Genomic DNA, 15,086 nt, shown 5'->3' with positions numbered 1-15,086 from the left:
CTTTCATGGCGAACGTTTGAGGTCTAGGATCGTCGCGCCGTGACGTCTGTCCAGCACAGACCGCCGACGTATTCGTGTCGAACGGAGAATGCGCATGGCCTCGTTGACCGAATGGAAGGTGCCGGCCTCCGCGCAGCCGCGCCAGGACGACTACGAATTCGATCTGGACCGCGCATTGTCCGCCGTGGTGGGATTGCATTCGATCATTCCGGCCGATGCCTTCACCGCGCACACCCTCGGCGAGGAGCGTGCGGGCAACGGCGTCGTCATCGACGACGGCCTCGTTCTGACTATCGGATACCTCATCACCGAAGCGGACAGCGTGTGGCTTCACCTCGCCGACGGCCGCGTCGTGCAGGCCGACATGGTCGGCATCGACCGCGAGAGCGGCTTCGGTCTGTTGCAGGCGCTTGGCACGCTCGATCTCGAACCGCTGCCGCTGGGTTCGTCCGCCGCGGCCGGGGTGAACGACAGGGTCGTGGTGGGCGGCGTTGGCGGCCGGAGCCGCTCGCTCGCTGGCCGCATCGCCGCGAAGCAGGAATTCGCCGGCTACTGGGAATATCTGATCGACGACGCCATCTTCACTCACCCGGCCCATCCCAACTGGGGCGGGGCCGGGGTGATTTCCGCCGCCGGCGACCTGATCGGGATGGGCTCGCTGCAACTCGAACGCGAGAACGGCGGCCAGACCGAACATCTCAACATGAACGTGCCGATCGATCTGCTGAAGCCCGCGCTCGATGACTTGCGGAAATTCGGGCGGGTCAACAAGCCGGCCCGCCCCTGGCTCGGCATCTATGCCACCGAGATCGAAGACAAGGTCGTCGCGGTCGGGATTGCGCCGAAGGGACCGGCGGCCCGCGCCGAACTCCGCACCGGCGATGTGATCCTCGCTGTGAACGGAGAGAAGGTGGCCGAGCCGGCGCAGTTCTACCGGAAGCTATGGGCGCTCGGTCCCGCGGGCGTCGACGTGCCGCTGACGCTCTATCGCGAGGGAGACATCTTCGACGTGGTGGTGGCGTCGATCGACCGCGACCGGATGCTGAAGAAGCCGCGTTTCCAATAAAACGTCGCGACGAACCCAATCGTCGCGAGAGTCCTTTATTGCGGCGACGCGCCCGGCGAAATGCCAAGCAGACCCGCAAGACGCGCGCGGGGCGCCACGAGGTCGGCGAGCGTATATCCTTCGAGCACCTCCATGAACGCATCCTGCGCCCGTTGCAGCGCGCGCTTGAGCACGCAACTCGGGTTGATCGTGCAGGACGCGTTAATCGGCTTCAGGCACGACACGATCGCCATGTCGGGTTCGGTGGTGCGAATGACCTCGGCAAGGCTGATCGCCTCGACCGGCCTGGCGAGGCGCACCCCGCCGCCCCGGCCGCGCACCGTCTCGACGTATCCGGCCACGCCCAGCTGATGGACCACCTTCATCAGGTGAGCCTCGGAAATATCGTAGCTTTCGGCGATCGCGGCGATGGTCGACAGCCCGTCGGATTTCAGGGCGAGGTACATCAGCACCCGCAATGCATAGTCCGAATAGGTGGTGAGGCGCATGCATGTCTCCTGCAGGCAGTCACGTAAAAGCTATATTTTAAATATTGCTTTTAGGCAACCGCGGATGTATAGCGATGCCATCCTTTTTGAACGGAGGGCTCCATGAGTTCGAGTCACGCCACGATCAGTGATAGCATCGCGAAACCCTTTCTGCTGCCGGGAACCATTGTCTGCAACGTCCTCGGAATCCACGGCGATAACCCTGGGGATTACTCCAACCTGGTCCGGATGTTGGTCAATTCGTTGATCTGGACTGTGGCCGGGGTCATCGTTATGGCTTTTCTCGCATGAACAGCGCGCCGCAAAGAATGGATCATGTGTCCGAGGAAGGCATCGTCCGGCTAGTCGACGCCTTCTATACGAAGGTGCGTGTCGATCCGGAGCTTGGGCCGATCTTCGAAAACAAGATCAGGGACAACTGGCCCCACCATCTGGAGAAGATGTACGCGTTCTGGTCGTCGGTGATGCTGACCACTGGCCGCTACAAGGGCAATCCCATGATGAAGCACATGGTGATCCCCGGCCTGAGGCCGGAGCTGTTCACCCAGTGGCTCTCGCTGTTCGACGAGACCTGCCGCGAGCTATGCGAGGAGCCGATCCGCGCGGCTTTCTTGGAAAAGGCCGAGCGCATCGCCGAAAGCCTGAAAATCGCGGTGTTCTATCGGCCCGACCGGCCGTGGCCGCCGCAGCCATCCGCCGGATTGAGCTGACGCCGCGTCACTTCTTGTCGTGACGGATCGCCGCCTTGCGCGCGTCCGCGATGGCCTGATCGAACTGGGCCATGGTCAATGCGCCGGGAACGCGGAATTTTCCGATAATGAACGACGGCGTCCCGTTGAATCCGAAAGCGGTCGCCTGAGCGTTGTTGCGCTTCAGGATGTCATCGATCGTGCCGGCGTTGGCGGCCATATCCTTGAGCGCGCGGTCGACGTCGATCCTCGCACCGCCGAGCAACTCGCGAATGCGAGGCTCCGTCAACCGCGAACTGGTGCTCATCAGCGCTTCGTGCGCGGCGGCGAACTTGCCCTGGTACTTCGAGGCCAGCGCCAGACGCGACGCATAGACCGAGACCGGCCCGAGGATCGGCCAGTCCTTGAAAATCATCCGGACCTTGCCATCGTCATAAACCACCTGCGCAAGCTCCGGCGCGAGCTTGCGGCAGTACGGACAATTGTAATCGAAAAACTCGACGATGGTGACGTCGCCCTGCGCATTGCCCGCCGGCGGAATCTCCGGATCGCGCAATACCGCGGTCTCGGTCAGAACCTCGTCGGAGGTGATGGCGCGCGCGGGAGCGAGTCCCAGGCCCGCCATCGCCGCGCCAAAGCCGAAAGCGCCGAGCATCCGGCGCCTGCTGGTCCGGATGCCGGCGCCACCTCGCATGTCAAGCATCTCGGATCAGACGCCCTTCAATCGCTTGGTGCATTCGCTGTAGTAGCCGCCGCCCTTCATGATCCACTTCAATCCGCCATTGGTATTGTTGGTCTTGTTGATTCTGTATTGATCGAGGCAGGTGTGCTCGCGCGCCTTGCCCGCGGACTCGTTTGCATACTTCGGCGATACCGCCGACGGGAAGACCGCATTGCCGACCGGCGCGGCAGGTGCCGCCGCGGTCTTCGGGGCAGGCGCAGGCCTGGCCGCAGGTGCCGCCGCCGGAGCCGCAGCAGGTGTTGTGGCAGTGGCGGCGGTGGCTCCCGCTCCGCACTCGGCTTTGCGGAAGGCGTTCCACTTCTGGCCGTTGAGCGTGCCGGCGGATTTCGCGGCCTGATATTTCGCGCTGCATTCCTGCGCGGTCAGCGCGCTGGCGGGCATCGCCGAAAGCGCAAGCAGGCCGGACGCTGTCAACGCACCGAGCAACTTCAAATGACGTGTCATGTCTGTCCTCCCGGGACATCGAGGTGGGACCAATATCCTAGCGCATGATCCACCGAAGTGTGAGCGGTTTGGCGAAAAAGATCATGCGCATTCCCAATATTCGGACGGGGCGACCAGTCGTTTCAATGGCGCGCCTCAATCCGCGATCAAAAAAATGTGGCTGTATGTTTCAGGTAACGCCGGTGCCATTCATTCACCGTTCAGCCGGGCTCGGCGACGGTGGCGTCCTCACCAACCCGAGGACTCACATGACCCTGTCTTCCCGTTTCATCGCGATCGTCGCCGCGTCGCTGTTGCTAGGCGGAACGGCCTTCGCGCAAACGACTGCGCCCGCCACGTCCGCGCCGGGCTCGGCAATGGCGCCCGCCGCCAAGAAAGCCCAAAAGCCGCACACCGCGGCCTCGCTCGAATGCTCGAAGGAAGCCGACGCCAAAGGCCTGCATGGCAAGGAGCGCAAGAAATTCCGCTCTGAATGCAAGGCCAAGGCGGCCAAGCCGAACTGATGGCGCGAATCAGGCGGTGTCGGCCGGTCGTCCGACCGCTGACACCGCCGGGCCTGCCGTTCCTGCGAGCGCCGCTGGAGCCTTTTCTTCTGACGGGATCAGAAGCGAGGCTCCATGATTTTGTTTGACGCGTTTCTTGACGCGAACCGGTATCCATCCGGTCAAGCCCAAGAACATGCTTCGCTCGAAAAATGCTGTAAGGCCCAATCAAAAGATTATCTGACCTTACCTGCCAGTGCTGCGACGCCCCATCCGGCGAGCGCCGCCATCAACAGCGATATCAGCGCGTTGTATCCGGCAAGCGACAGGCCGAGAAAGCGCCACTGCACCTCGTCGCAACGCACGATCCTGACCTTGTCGAGGTTATCGAGCAGGCCGCCGCTGCCAAGATCGAGCACCGGCCCGGTGCAATCGGTCGGTCCCGGCCAATAGCCCCATTCGACGCCAGCGTGATAGGCGCCGAGTCCGGCATTGCCGAGCGCGGCCAGCGCGAGAATGACGAGACCCGGCATGATCAGGCAACGCGGTGCGCCCTTCGCTGCGAGAAACGCCACGAACAGACTGAGCGGAATCGCAAGATAGTAGGCATAACGCTGCTCGAGGCAGAGCGGGCACGGCAGGATGTCCAGCACGAGTTGGAAGAACCATGCTCCCGCGATCGTCGCCCCTGCGATAATGGCCACCGCCAGCGACGCGACGAAGGCGGTTTTCTTCCCGCGGGCCGCAGGGGTGGATGTCGCGGCGGCGTCGGGGTTCATAGCGGGGCTCCGGCTGGCTGCTTCGCTTGCGCTCATCACGATGATCGATCCAAAATCATGAGGTGATCGATTCCAAATTCTCGAGCGGGGTGCAGGAGGAAAACCGCACTACACTTTTGCTCATCACGCTCAGGACGTCGTAACCTCGCACCTCGACTCTGTCGAGCGGGACGGTCGTCATACCGCGTGGTCTCGGCTGTCCGCGGTGTGAGCGACGCGCACGCCGGGTTGACCGGAAGGGAACGCCCGCTATAGTCCGCCCGCTTCGCGGCTTGCCCTTTCGGCACGGCTCGCGAATGCCCCTGTGGCGGAACTGGTAGACGCGCTCGACTCAAAATCGAGTTCCGCAAGGAGTGCTGGTTCGATTCCGGCCAGGGGCACCACTCCCGAAGTCGATCTCGTTCAAACCAACCAGCCTTCTCTGGCGCGAAGCCTCTAGATCAGCGAAGCCACTGCCTCCAGTCCGATGATGCGCGCGAGCGCGCGCGCCTCGCGCTTCTGCTCCTCGCGCAGCCTCGACAACAGCGGTTGGGCCGCAGCCTTGATCTGCTCGATATCGGCCGGAGTGAAAGCAGCCTGTCGTCCCGGCACCCGCCGCTCATGGATTTTCCGGGCGACGTCGCGCAACGCGCTTTCGACGGCCGGCCAGTAGGGCTGTTGCGCTGCCGTCAATTGCAGCCGCTCTTTCAGCGCGGCGATCTGCATGTCGCTGAGCAGCGAATAATTTTTCTGAACGAGCTGGTTGGCAAGCCTGGGCCGCGGACGCGGCAGCGGCGGCCCGTCGACCGGCGCGGCCGGCGGCAAAATCTCGGCATCGACAGGAACGTCCGTCGTAACCTCCTGCGCGGGCGGTTCGAGCAACGCCGAATCCTCGCCGGCGTCGCGGGCGGCGGTCTGCACCTGCGTCGCGACCTGAAGCCGGTCGGTCTTTCGCGCGCGGTTGGCGGCCGGTTCGACGTCGGCCGGTTCGGCTTCGGCGGGTGGCGGCGCTGCGGAAAACCGGACCATCAGAACGTTGCCGCGTCCGAAGACCCCCGCCAACGTCACCCCGGTGACGACGCAGCACGCAAGCGCCAGGACCGTCATCGTCCGCGTCAAAAAAGATCTCCGGGTCAGCCGACGAACGGCCGCCGATTGTCATCACAAATCGATACGAATTAAGGCTTGCCCGCACAAGACGGCGGCTCACGCCTAAACATTGAGCAGGCTCATGATTTTTCGCCAAAACCGCTCAGGTTTGGCGGATCGGGCGTCAGGCCGCCAGAATGTAGGCGTTCTGAATGTCGGCGACGAGTTCTGACGCCTCCCAGATCGCGTCGGGCGGAATCGCGCTCATGCTGACGGTCCAGTTGGCGCCGCTGCGGGTCTTCGGCGTGCTGACGACGTCGAACCGCACCTCCCGGCACAGCGGATGCCTGCCGAAGGCGGCGGCCACGCGAGCCTGCAGTTCGTTGATGGTCGCCGGTATTTTTTCCGGCGCGATGTCGCAATCCATCGCTTTATGCCCGTTCCGGCCGGAATCTGACGCCGCTCGCAGCAAATACATACCGGCCCGAGATGAAGGTGCCTCAATTATGGTTAATGGACGGTTAATTCGGGAACCCTCCGGTCCACCGGTGCGGGTGGGGCGGGGCCGATGTCGGCATTCGGATCCGCTTTTCAGCGGAGTTTGCGGCTGGATCACGCCAGAACAACCCGTCACTTGATCCGTTTGAGCTCCGCCAGCACCTCATCGATGGTCGCGTACTCCGTTTCCACGGCCTGGCGAACCAGCGTGTAACGTTTGGGACCCTCCGGATCATCGGCATGGCGAACAACCAGCCCGAGTCTGAACGCCAGCGCCCTGGCTTGCCTGAATTTCTCCAGCTCGTCGTTTGTCGTCATCATGTTGGTCCTCTTTGCTCCCGAGCTGAAAGGTCGTCTTGTTCGTAGGAAGTGTGGTCTCCCGCCTCTCTATTCCAACTCCGGCTTATCCATCAACGCCTCTGGGCCCTTTTCGCTTCCGATTCCATCGCAGGCGGAAAGGCTCTAAACATTGCGGCATGATCGAGAACGACGTCTCGCCGATCTCGGCAACGGAAGCCAAACCGTTCTTCGCGAACTGGAAAGCCGCGCGCGCGCTGGTCCTCGCCGTGTCCGGCGGCCCCGATTCCATGGCGCTGATGTGGCTCGCGGCGCGCTGGCGGCGTGCCATGACGCATGGTCCCGATCTGATCGCGGTCACCGTCGATCATGGACTGCGGCGCGAAGCGGCAAGCGAGGCGCGCAATGTGAAGCAACTCGCCAGGTCTCTCGGCCTGACCCATCGCACCTTGCGCTGGACCGGCAAGAAGCCGGCAACCGGCCTGCCCGCAGCCGCGCGCGAGGCGCGATACGCGCTGCTGTTCAAGGCCGCGCGGTCCCATGGCGCGAGCCACGTCCTGACCGCGCATACTTTGGACGATCAGGCCGAGACGGTCTTGATGCGGATATCGCGCGGCAGCGGCATCGCCGGCCTGTCCGCGATAGCGCGCGAAACGATGCGCGGCGGCTTCATCCTGGTCCGGCCACTCCTGCATGTACCGAAGTCGCGGCTGATCGCGACGCTGGACAAGGCCGGAATCGGCTATGCCGAGGATCCGACCAATCGCGACGTCGGCTTCACGCGCCCGCGCCTGCGCGCTCTGATGCCGGCGCTGGCGAAGGAAGGATGCGATGCCCGGAATCTGGCGCGGCTGGCCTCGCGTCTGGCGCGGGCCAACGCCGCGCTGGAACTCTTCGCCGACGGTGCCGAGCGCTCTCTGGCGCTGCAGAATCGCGGCGCGCAGCACCCCGGCTTTCCGGCCAGGGCTTTTGCGTCCTTGTCGGAGGAGATCAAGGTCCGATTGCTGCTGCGGGCGATCGATCGCGTCGGCTGCGAGGGACCGGCCGAACTGGGCAAGGTCGAGACCCTGCTGCTGGCGCTCGACCGCGCGGCCGCGAACGGCGGCGTTCACGGCCGCCGTATTCTGCTGAGAAGGACGCTGGCCGGGGCGCTGGTGACGCTCACCGCCGAGCGGATCAGCGTCGAGCGGGCGCCGTCACGGCGAACCCGCTGATGCATTATGGCAGGCGTTAACCGTTGAGCGGAAAAACACCGCGCCATGTGAGCCGGAATGGGCTCCGTCCACGCCTCTGGTTCCATCATGAGCTGATATGTCAGTGTGAGGCCGGTGGCGCTGCCCGGCTCTCGCCCCGGCCTCGCTCTTGAAAGGCAAAGCGGATCAACGGGGTGATGGAGTAGAAAAGCCGGGGTCCTCACGCATCGAGACGCGGCCTTGTGTCAACTTGTTCCGGTCCGATAGGTTTAATTTATTAAGACTCCCGCGCGGTTCCCTTGGCAGCGGCAACCTCCGCGCCTAGATTGTATCTGTGTCGGCAACCCTTATCTGTTGAGTCGATGCAAGGGACGTCCGGCTGCGATCCGCGCAGCCCCTAAGGAAAATCGATGAACGCCAATATGCGCAACTTCGCCCTCTGGGTCATCATCGTCTTGCTCCTGTTGGCGCTGTTCACGCTGTTCCAGAATCCCGGCCATCACGCGACGGCGCAGGACATCTCCTTCTCGCAGTTGCTGACGGAGGTCGATCAGAACAATGTTCGCGATGTCGTGATCCAGGGGCAGGAGATTCACGGCACCTTCACCAACGGCTCCAACTTCCAGACCTATGCGCCGACCGATCCGGGGCTGGTGAAAAAGCTCTATGACGCCAAGGTGCAGATCACGGCGAAGCCGCCAGGCGACAGCGTGCCGTGGTTCGTGTCGCTGCTGGTCTCGTGGTTGCCATTCATCGCGCTGATCGGCGTGTGGATTTTCCTGTCCCGCCAGATGCAGGGCGGCGCCGGCAAGGCGATGGGATTCGGCAAGTCGCGCGCCAAGATGCTGACGGAGGCCCACGGCCGCGTCACCTTCGAGGATGTGGCGGGCGTCGATGAGGCCAAGCAGGACCTGCAGGAGATCGTCGAGTTCCTGCGCGACCCCGGCAAGTTCCAGCGGCTCGGCGGACGCATTCCGCGCGGCGTGCTGCTGGTCGGCCCGCCCGGCACCGGCAAGACGCTGATCGCGCGTGCCGTCGCGGGCGAAGCCAATGTGCCGTTCTTCACCATTTCGGGTTCCGACTTCGTCGAGATGTTCGTCGGCGTCGGCGCGAGCCGTGTCCGCGACATGTTCGAGCAGGCCAAGAAGAACGCGCCGTGCATCATCTTCATCGACGAAATCGACGCGGTCGGCCGTCACCGTGGCGCCGGTCTCGGCGGCGGCAATGACGAGCGCGAGCAGACGCTGAACCAGTTGCTGGTCGAGATGGACGGCTTCGAGGCCAATGAGGGCGTGATCCTGATTGCCGCGACCAACCGCCCCGACGTGCTCGATCCCGCGCTGCTGCGTCCGGGCCGCTTCGACCGTCAGGTCGTGGTGCCTAACCCCGACGTCGTCGGTCGCGAGCAGATTCTGAAGGTGCATATCCGCAAGGTGCCGCTGGCGCCCGATGTCAACATCAAGACCATTGCCCGCGGCACGCCCGGTTTCTCCGGCGCCGACCTGATGAACCTCGTCAACGAGGCGGCGCTGACGGCCGCCCGCCGCAACAAGCGTATGGTGACGCAGGCCGAGTTCGAGGAAGCCAAGGACAAGGTGATGATGGGCGCCGAGCGCAAGTCGCTTGTCATGACCGAGGAAGAGAAGATGCTGACGGCCTATCACGAGGGTGGTCACGCCATTGTCGGCCTTAACGTCGTCGCCACCGATCCGATCCACAAGGCGACCATCATTCCGCGCGGTCGGGCGCTGGGCATGGTGATGCAGCTTCCCGAGCGCGATAAGCTGTCAATGTCGCTGGAGCAGATGACCTCGCGGCTCGCCATCATGATGGGCGGGCGCGTAGCGGAGGAAATGATCTTCGGCCACGAGAAGGTGACCTCGGGCGCCGCGTCCGACATCGATCAGGCGACGCGTCTTGCGCGCATGATGGTGACGCGCTGGGGCCTGTCGAAAGAACTCGGCACAGTGTCCTACGGCGAGAACAATGACGAGGTGTTCCTCGGCATGCAGGTCAACCGCCAGCAGAACGTGTCGGAGGCGACCGCACAGAAGATCGATACCGAAGTCAGGCGCCTGGTCGAAGCCGGCTACAAGGACGCGACCCGCATTCTCGCCGAGAAACGGGCCGATCTTGAGACGCTCGCCAAGGGTCTGCTTGAATTCGAAACGCTGACCGGTGACGAGATCACCGATCTGCTGAACGGCAAGAAACCGAATCGGGAATCGGTGCTGGAGCCCACGACCCCGCGCACCTCGGCGGTTCCGCCGTCCGGAAAGGCCCATCCGCGCCCGGACCCCGATCCGGGTCTCGAGCCGCAGCCGCAGGCCTGAGGTCACTCGGCGGACGCTGATCGACGAGCTGCAGACGAGAGAAAACAGCCTGGCGTAAGCCGGGCTGTTTTCGTAATTGGACTATTTTTCACGGTTGTCATGACGCCGCGAGGGCGAAATCGCGCGGCGCGCGGAAATGCGCGCAAAGCATTTGGCCGAGGAAACGATGGTTCGCGCAGCTTGCGTGGAGTCGTCAAAACGTGGTGTAAGGCGAACACGCTTTCCTTCACGTGGAATGGTTTCATCGCATGGCCAAAGCCGCCTCGAAGTCCAAAAAGCCCGCTGCGAAATCAAAGTCATCCGCGACACCTCGGGCGAAGGCCGCAAGTTCCGGCGGCGCGCGCAAGGCGGCGAGCAAGCCGACAAAGGCGGCGGCGCCTGCGAGGAGCAAGTGGGTCTATACCTTCGGCGGCGGCAAGGCGGAAGGCAAGGCGGAGCTGAAGGACCTGCTCGGCGGCAAGGGCGCCAATCTCGCCGAGATGGCCAATCTCGGTTTGCCTGTGCCTCCCGGCTTCACGATTCCGACCTCGGTCTGCGCGTTTTTCTACGCGCATGACAAATCCTTTCCGAAGGAACTGAAGCCGCAAGTCGAAAAGGCGCTGCAGCAGGTCGCAAAGATCACCGGAAAGATGTTCGGCGACGCGACGAATCCGCTGCTGGTCTCGGTGCGTTCGGGCGCGCGTGCTTCGATGCCCGGCATGATGGACACCGTGCTCAATCTCGGCCTCAACGACAAGACCGTCGAGGCGCTGGCCGCGATGTCCGGCGACCGGCGATTTGCCTATGACAGCTATCGACGCTTCATCACCATGTACTCGGATGTCGTGCTCGGCTTCGCGCATCATCATTTCGAAGACATTCTGGATACGTTCAAGGACACCAAGGGCTACTCGCTCGACACCGATCTGACCGGCGAAGACTGGATCGAGATGGTGGGCAAGTACAAGACAGCCGTCGCACGCGAGACCGGCAACGAATTCCCGCAGGATCCCTATGAGCAATTGTGGGGCGCGATCGGCGCGGTGTTCTCGTCCTGGATGAACGCGCGGGCGGTCACCTATCGCCGCCTGCACAATATTCCGGAATCATGGGGCACTGCCGTCAACGTGCAGGCCATGGTGTTCGGCAATCTCGGCGAGACGTCGGCGACCGGCGTGGCGTTCACGCGCAATCCGTCCACCGGCGAGAGCAGGCTTTACGGCGAGTTTCTCATCAACGCCCAGGGTGAGGACGTTGTGGCCGGCATCCGCACGCCGCAGGACATCACCGAGGCGGCGCGCCAGGAATCCGGTTCCGACAAGCCGTCGATGGAAGTGGCGATGCCCGAAGCCTTCAAGGAACTGACGCGCATCTACATCCTGCTCGAAAGGCACTATCGTGACATGCAGGACATGGAGTTCACCGTCGAGGACGGCAAGCTCTGGATGCTGCAGACCCGCAGCGGCAAGCGCACCGCGCGCGCCGCGTTGCGCATCGCAGTCGAACTCGCCAATGAGGGCGTGATCTCGAAGAAGGATGCGGTTGCCCGCATCGATCCGGCCTCGCTCGATCAGTTGCTCCATCCGACCATCGATCCCAACGCGACGCGTGAGGTGATCGCCACCGGCCTGCCGGCGTCGCCGGGCGCCGCGGCCGGCGAGATCGTGTTTTCCCCCGATGACGCGGCCAAGCTGCAGGCCGACGGCCGCAGGGTCATCCTGGTGCGGATGGAGACCAGTCCGGAAGACATCCACGGCATGCACGCCGCCGAGGGCATCCTGACCACGCGCGGCGGCATGACCTCTCACGCGGCCGTGGTCGCGCGCGGCATGGGCAAACCCTGCGTGTCGGGCTGCGGCAGCATCCGCGTCGATTATGGAAGCGGCACCATGAGCGTCGGCGACCGCGTCTTCAAGGTTGGCGACGTCATCACCATCGATGGATCGCTCGGCCAGGTGCTGGCGGGACAGATGCCGATGATCGAGCCGGAGTTGTCGGGCGAGTTCGGCACGCTGATGGGCTGGGCCGACGAGGTTCGCAAGCTCCGCATCCGCGTCAACGGCGACACGCCGGCCGACGCCCGCACGGCGGTGAAATTCGGCGCCGAGGGCATCGGCCTGTGCCGCACCGAGCACATGTTCTTCGAAGAGACCCGCATCCGCACCGTGCGCGAGATGATCCTGGCCGAAGACGAGCAGGCGCGCCGCGCCGCGCTTTCGAAACTGCTGCCGATGCAGCGCGCGGACTTCGTCGAGCTGTTCGAGATCATGAAGGGCTTGCCGGTCACGATCCGGCTGCTCGATCCGCCGCTGCACGAGTTCCTGCCGCATACGCAAGCCGAGATCGAGGAAGTCGCGCGCGCGATGAATACCGATCCGCGGCGGCTGGCTGACCGCGCCCGCAGTCTGGCCGAGTTCAATCCAATGCTCGGCTTTCGCGGCTGCCGTCTCGCGATCGTCTATCCGGAGATCGCCGAGATGCAGGCGCGCGCGATTTTCGAGGCCGCGGTCGAAGCCGGCAAGCGCACTGGCGAGGTCGTCGCGGCTGAGGTCATGGTGCCGTTGATCGCAACCAAAGCGGAATTCGATCTGATCAAGGCGCGGATCGATGTGACCGCGCAGTCGGTGATGCGCGAGACCGGCGCCAAACTGAGCTATCAGGTCGGCACCATGATCGAATTGCCGCGCGCCTGTCTTGTGGCGGGCGAGATCGCGGAAAGCGCGGAGTTCTTCTCGTTCGGCACCAACGATTTGACGCAGACGACCTTCGGCATCAGCCGCGACGACGCCGCGAGCTTCCTCGGTACCTATATCGCGAAGGGCATTCTGGAAATCGATCCGTTCATCTCGATGGATCGCAGCGGCGTCGGGGAACTGGTGAAGATCGGCGTCGCCCGCGGCCGCAAGACCCGGCCGAATCTCAAGGTCGGCATCTGCGGCGAACACGGCGGCGATCCGGTGTCGGTGGCGTTCTGTCACGAGATCGGATTGAATTACGTGTCGTGCTCACCCTACCGGGTGCCGATCGCGCGCCTTGCCGCCGCGCAAGCCGCGCTCCGCAAGACGGCTGCGAGCCAGGCGTAATCGCCCGTCCTGTTTTGGGACATTGCAGCCGCGCTTTTTTCGGGTGCGCTGTTTGCTTGAGACGAAATCAGCAGATCATCATGCCGGGCTACCGGGTCTGAGGCGCGCGCTTTTCGCCCAGAGCATTTTCGCTTCTGATCGAATCAGAAGCGCAGCTCCAGATTATTGTTTTGACGCGCTTCTTCACGCGAACCGGTCTCCATCCTCGGGTCAAGCCCGAGGACATGCTTGCCTCGAAAACGCTACGGCGTTGACCTGATCTTTACCGTTCGGCCGGAGCGGTTGTTTACCAACCTTTGCAACATCCGCGCGCGACCGCGACTGCGCTCTTGCCTGTGGTGCGCGCGCATCGCCGATTAACGCCCTCGCAACTTTAATTGGATATTACCGCAATCGATCGAATTGCACCGAACGTGCGGATCGATCGCATGTGTGGCGTTGCGTGAGCGTATCGATGTTTGTGTTGCGTAACCAACCGAAGAGTGCGCGTTTTGCACTCTTCGGTTTCGGTCTCTGCTTCTTCGCATTGATCCCGAATGAAACCGGCTATCAGGATATCGCCGCGCTGCTTGCGCATCAGCCCGGCGTTGCCGAACGATGGCAGAAGCGCGTGTTCGCCTCCGCCGTCAGTTCCATTCAGGTCGCGACCTTCAGCTTCGGCCGCCCCGTCGGCACCGCCGCGCCGCGTGCGGCCACGCTGTTGCTTGCCAGTCTCGACGGTCACGATGTCGGCGTCGCTGCGCGTAACCCGCTGCTGCGGCCGCCGCCTCGCTATCAGGCCTCCGATTTTCCCAAGGTCGATCGGACGCTGAAAGGCGATCGTCTGACCATCGTGACGCCGGAGACGCAACCGGCTGCGCCGGCGAGCGCGCCGCCGCAGGAGTCTCCGACATCAAATACATCGGTGATGGGAGCCAAGACCGCAGCGGCCACGCATACCGCCGAGCCGGCGGCGCTCGATCCCGAATTGGCGGAAGCGCTGAAAGCGCCGCCGCTGCCGCAATATGATGTTTCGCGTTCGCTCGAAGCTCAGCCGCTCGACAATCTCAAGCGGAATCGTGAAGCCGACGATGCGGCCATCGAGCCGCAATCGTCCGCCGACGGATTTTCCTTCAAGACGGCAAGCCTGTATTTCGGCGGTTCGCTGGGCGTCGCGAGCGAGAGCCTGGAGCGCTGGCAGCCCGGCGAGGAACCGATGATCGTGACTCCGGGCCTGCCGGCGGATCCCGATATGAAGGCGGCCATGCCGCCGCAACAGGACACCGGGAAGGCTGGCGAAACCGTGGTCGGCAAAGGCGAGGTCGAAACGCCGGCCGAGCGGCTCGGTCTGCTCGACCAGAAGAAACGCGCCAGGCAGGAAAAATGTCTTGCCGAGGCGGTCTACTTCGAAGCGCGGGGCGAGGCGATCCGCGGCCAGATCGCGGTCGCGCAGGTGGTGATGAACCGTGTGTTCTCCGGCTACTACCCGACCACGGTGTGCGGCGTGGTCTATCAGAATGCGAACCGTCATCTGGCGTGCCAGTTCACCTTCGCCTGCGACGGCATTCGCGACGTGGTCACCGAGCCGGACATGTGGGATCGCGCCCGCAGGATCGCGAGGGCCACGCTCGACGGGCGGCTGTGGCTGCCGGAAGTCGGCAAGTCGACGCACTATCACGCCTATTGGGTGCATCCCTCCTGGGTGCGCGAAATGAAGAAGATGTACCGCACCGGCGTCCACACTTTCTATCGACCGCGCGCCTGGGGCGACGGCAGCGATGCGCCGAGCTGGGGCACGACGGCCCAGACCGCCGAGATCACGGCCAGGCTGGCGGAGGCTGCGCACAGTTCGGCCGAACTGCGCGCCCGGCGGTAAGTCGCAGGTAATCGCTTCGTCTCTCACGTATCGCGTGAGTTACAGGTCGATTTTATTATCCCGGCGAGTTGGCATTTTCATGCAGGCGCA

The 15,086-nt window shown here is 63.7% G+C and carries 15 protein-coding genes and 1 tRNA gene; 9 read left to right on the top strand and 7 right to left on the bottom strand.

Annotated features, from left to right (window positions below):
- Positions 1 to 94: 94 nt before the first annotated feature.
- Positions 95 to 1,066, top strand: a complete 972-nt coding sequence (locus ACS3WA_RS00345) for a S1C family serine protease (RefSeq protein WP_438276595.1) — start codon at positions 95 to 97, stop codon at positions 1,064 to 1,066.
- A 35-nt stretch (positions 1,067 to 1,101) separates the two neighbouring features.
- Here the strand turns inward: ACS3WA_RS00345 and ACS3WA_RS00340 are convergent, their stop codons facing one another.
- Positions 1,102 to 1,554, bottom strand: coding sequence for an RrF2 family transcriptional regulator (locus ACS3WA_RS00340; RefSeq protein ID WP_438276594.1), 453 nt, complete (start codon positions 1,552 to 1,554; stop codon positions 1,102 to 1,104).
- 102 nt (positions 1,555 to 1,656) lie between these two features.
- On the opposite strand from ACS3WA_RS00340, the gene ACS3WA_RS00335 reads away from it, so the two are divergent.
- Together ACS3WA_RS00335 and ACS3WA_RS00330 are read left to right on the top strand one after the other, a co-directional pair.
- Positions 1,657 to 1,845: a hypothetical protein gene (locus tag ACS3WA_RS00335; RefSeq protein ID WP_438276593.1), complete on the top strand. Its 189-nt coding sequence runs from the start codon at positions 1,657 to 1,659 to the stop codon at positions 1,843 to 1,845.
- Entirely contained in the window at positions 1,842 to 2,264 is a 423-nt protein-coding gene (locus tag ACS3WA_RS00330; RefSeq protein ID WP_438276592.1) for a group III truncated hemoglobin, read from the top strand. Before ACS3WA_RS00335 ends, ACS3WA_RS00330 begins: the two co-directional genes overlap by 4 nt.
- Positions 2,265 to 2,271: 7 nt before the next feature.
- Here ACS3WA_RS00330 and ACS3WA_RS00325 read toward each other — a convergent pair whose 3' ends face one another.
- Positions 2,272 to 2,946 (bottom strand): DsbA family protein, encoded by a 675-nt coding sequence (locus ACS3WA_RS00325; RefSeq protein WP_438276591.1) that lies wholly within the window; start codon positions 2,944 to 2,946, stop codon positions 2,272 to 2,274.
- 6 nt (positions 2,947 to 2,952) lie between these two features.
- Positions 2,953 to 3,429 (bottom strand): hypothetical protein, encoded by a 477-nt coding sequence (locus tag ACS3WA_RS00320; RefSeq protein ID WP_438276590.1) that lies wholly within the window; start codon positions 3,427 to 3,429, stop codon positions 2,953 to 2,955.
- Between the two features lie 248 nt (positions 3,430 to 3,677).
- On the opposite strand from ACS3WA_RS00320, the gene ACS3WA_RS00315 reads away from it, so the two are divergent.
- On the top strand, positions 3,678 to 3,932 hold the full coding sequence (locus ACS3WA_RS00315; protein WP_438276589.1) for a PsiF family protein: 255 nt from the start codon (positions 3,678 to 3,680) through the stop codon (positions 3,930 to 3,932).
- 215 nt (positions 3,933 to 4,147) lie between these two features.
- On the opposite strand, the gene ACS3WA_RS00310 is transcribed toward ACS3WA_RS00315, so the two are convergent.
- Complete coding sequence (locus ACS3WA_RS00310) at positions 4,148 to 4,690, bottom strand: disulfide bond formation protein B (RefSeq protein WP_438276588.1); 543 nt, start codon at positions 4,688 to 4,690, stop codon at positions 4,148 to 4,150.
- Positions 4,691 to 4,988: 298 nt separating this feature from the next.
- On the opposite strand from ACS3WA_RS00310, the gene ACS3WA_RS00305 reads away from it, so the two are divergent.
- Positions 4,989 to 5,073 (top strand) — tRNA-Leu (locus ACS3WA_RS00305).
- A 52-nt stretch (positions 5,074 to 5,125) separates the two neighbouring features.
- Here the strand turns inward: ACS3WA_RS00305 and ACS3WA_RS00300 are convergent.
- The 3 genes from ACS3WA_RS00300 to ACS3WA_RS00290 all read right to left on the bottom strand — a co-directional run bounded on the left by ACS3WA_RS00300 (position 5,126) and on the right by ACS3WA_RS00290 (position 6,574).
- Complete coding sequence (locus ACS3WA_RS00300) at positions 5,126 to 5,776, bottom strand: hypothetical protein (protein WP_438276587.1); 651 nt, start codon at positions 5,774 to 5,776, stop codon at positions 5,126 to 5,128.
- Positions 5,777 to 5,942: 166 nt separating this feature from the next.
- Positions 5,943 to 6,185: a hypothetical protein gene (locus ACS3WA_RS00295; RefSeq protein WP_438276586.1), complete on the bottom strand. Its 243-nt coding sequence runs from the start codon at positions 6,183 to 6,185 to the stop codon at positions 5,943 to 5,945.
- Positions 6,186 to 6,388: 203 nt separating this feature from the next.
- On the bottom strand, positions 6,389 to 6,574 hold the full coding sequence (locus ACS3WA_RS00290) for a hypothetical protein (RefSeq protein WP_438276585.1): 186 nt from the start codon (positions 6,572 to 6,574) through the stop codon (positions 6,389 to 6,391).
- Positions 6,575 to 6,732: 158 nt separating this feature from the next.
- Between ACS3WA_RS00290 and tilS the strand changes: the two genes are divergently transcribed.
- The 4 genes from tilS to ACS3WA_RS00270 all read left to right on the top strand — a co-directional run bounded on the left by tilS (position 6,733) and on the right by ACS3WA_RS00270 (position 14,996).
- Positions 6,733 to 7,767, top strand: coding sequence for a tRNA lysidine(34) synthetase TilS (gene tilS / locus ACS3WA_RS00285; protein ID WP_438276584.1), 1,035 nt, complete (start codon positions 6,733 to 6,735; stop codon positions 7,765 to 7,767).
- 389 nt (positions 7,768 to 8,156) lie between these two features.
- Entirely contained in the window at positions 8,157 to 10,079 is a 1,923-nt protein-coding gene (gene ftsH, locus ACS3WA_RS00280) for an ATP-dependent zinc metalloprotease FtsH (protein WP_438276583.1), read from the top strand.
- A gap of 248 nt (positions 10,080 to 10,327) precedes the next feature.
- Positions 10,328 to 13,141: a pyruvate, phosphate dikinase gene (ppdK, locus tag ACS3WA_RS00275; RefSeq protein ID WP_438276582.1), complete on the top strand. Its 2,814-nt coding sequence runs from the start codon at positions 10,328 to 10,330 to the stop codon at positions 13,139 to 13,141.
- 454 nt (positions 13,142 to 13,595) lie between these two features.
- Complete coding sequence (locus tag ACS3WA_RS00270) at positions 13,596 to 14,996, top strand: cell wall hydrolase (RefSeq protein WP_438276581.1); 1,401 nt, start codon at positions 13,596 to 13,598, stop codon at positions 14,994 to 14,996.
- The last annotated feature ends 90 nt before the right edge of the window (positions 14,997 to 15,086 follow it).

The organism is Nitrobacter sp., assembly GCF_051535235.1.
In the GTDB taxonomy this organism is placed as follows: domain Bacteria; phylum Pseudomonadota; class Alphaproteobacteria; order Rhizobiales; family Xanthobacteraceae; genus Nitrobacter.
The sequence above is the reverse complement of the archived record's forward strand: the minus strand, read 5'-3'. Positions and strand labels throughout refer to the sequence as shown.

Coding starts and splice junctions, on each gene's coding strand:
- ACS3WA_RS00345 (WP_438276595.1), top strand. CDS start 95: ATGGCCTCGTTGACCGAATGGAAGGTGCCGGCCTCCGCGCAGCCGCGC.
- ACS3WA_RS00340 (WP_438276594.1), bottom strand. CDS start 1,554: ATGCGCCTCACCACCTATTCGGACTATGCATTGCGGGTGCTGATGTAC.
- ACS3WA_RS00335 (WP_438276593.1), top strand. CDS start 1,657: ATGAGTTCGAGTCACGCCACGATCAGTGATAGCATCGCGAAACCCTTT.
- ACS3WA_RS00330 (WP_438276592.1), top strand. CDS start 1,842: ATGAACAGCGCGCCGCAAAGAATGGATCATGTGTCCGAGGAAGGCATC.
- ACS3WA_RS00325 (WP_438276591.1), bottom strand. CDS start 2,946: ATGCTTGACATGCGAGGTGGCGCCGGCATCCGGACCAGCAGGCGCCGG.
- ACS3WA_RS00320 (WP_438276590.1), bottom strand. CDS start 3,429: ATGACACGTCATTTGAAGTTGCTCGGTGCGTTGACAGCGTCCGGCCTG.
- ACS3WA_RS00315 (WP_438276589.1), top strand. CDS start 3,678: ATGACCCTGTCTTCCCGTTTCATCGCGATCGTCGCCGCGTCGCTGTTG.
- ACS3WA_RS00310 (WP_438276588.1), bottom strand. CDS start 4,690: ATGAACCCCGACGCCGCCGCGACATCCACCCCTGCGGCCCGCGGGAAG.
- ACS3WA_RS00300 (WP_438276587.1), bottom strand. CDS start 5,776: ATGACGGTCCTGGCGCTTGCGTGCTGCGTCGTCACCGGGGTGACGTTG.
- ACS3WA_RS00295 (WP_438276586.1), bottom strand. CDS start 6,185: ATGGATTGCGACATCGCGCCGGAAAAAATACCGGCGACCATCAACGAA.
- ACS3WA_RS00290 (WP_438276585.1), bottom strand. CDS start 6,574: ATGACGACAAACGACGAGCTGGAGAAATTCAGGCAAGCCAGGGCGCTG.
- tilS (WP_438276584.1), top strand. CDS start 6,733: ATGATCGAGAACGACGTCTCGCCGATCTCGGCAACGGAAGCCAAACCG.
- ftsH (WP_438276583.1), top strand. CDS start 8,157: ATGAACGCCAATATGCGCAACTTCGCCCTCTGGGTCATCATCGTCTTG.
- ppdK (WP_438276582.1), top strand. CDS start 10,328: ATGGCCAAAGCCGCCTCGAAGTCCAAAAAGCCCGCTGCGAAATCAAAG.
- ACS3WA_RS00270 (WP_438276581.1), top strand. CDS start 13,596: ATGTTTGTGTTGCGTAACCAACCGAAGAGTGCGCGTTTTGCACTCTTC.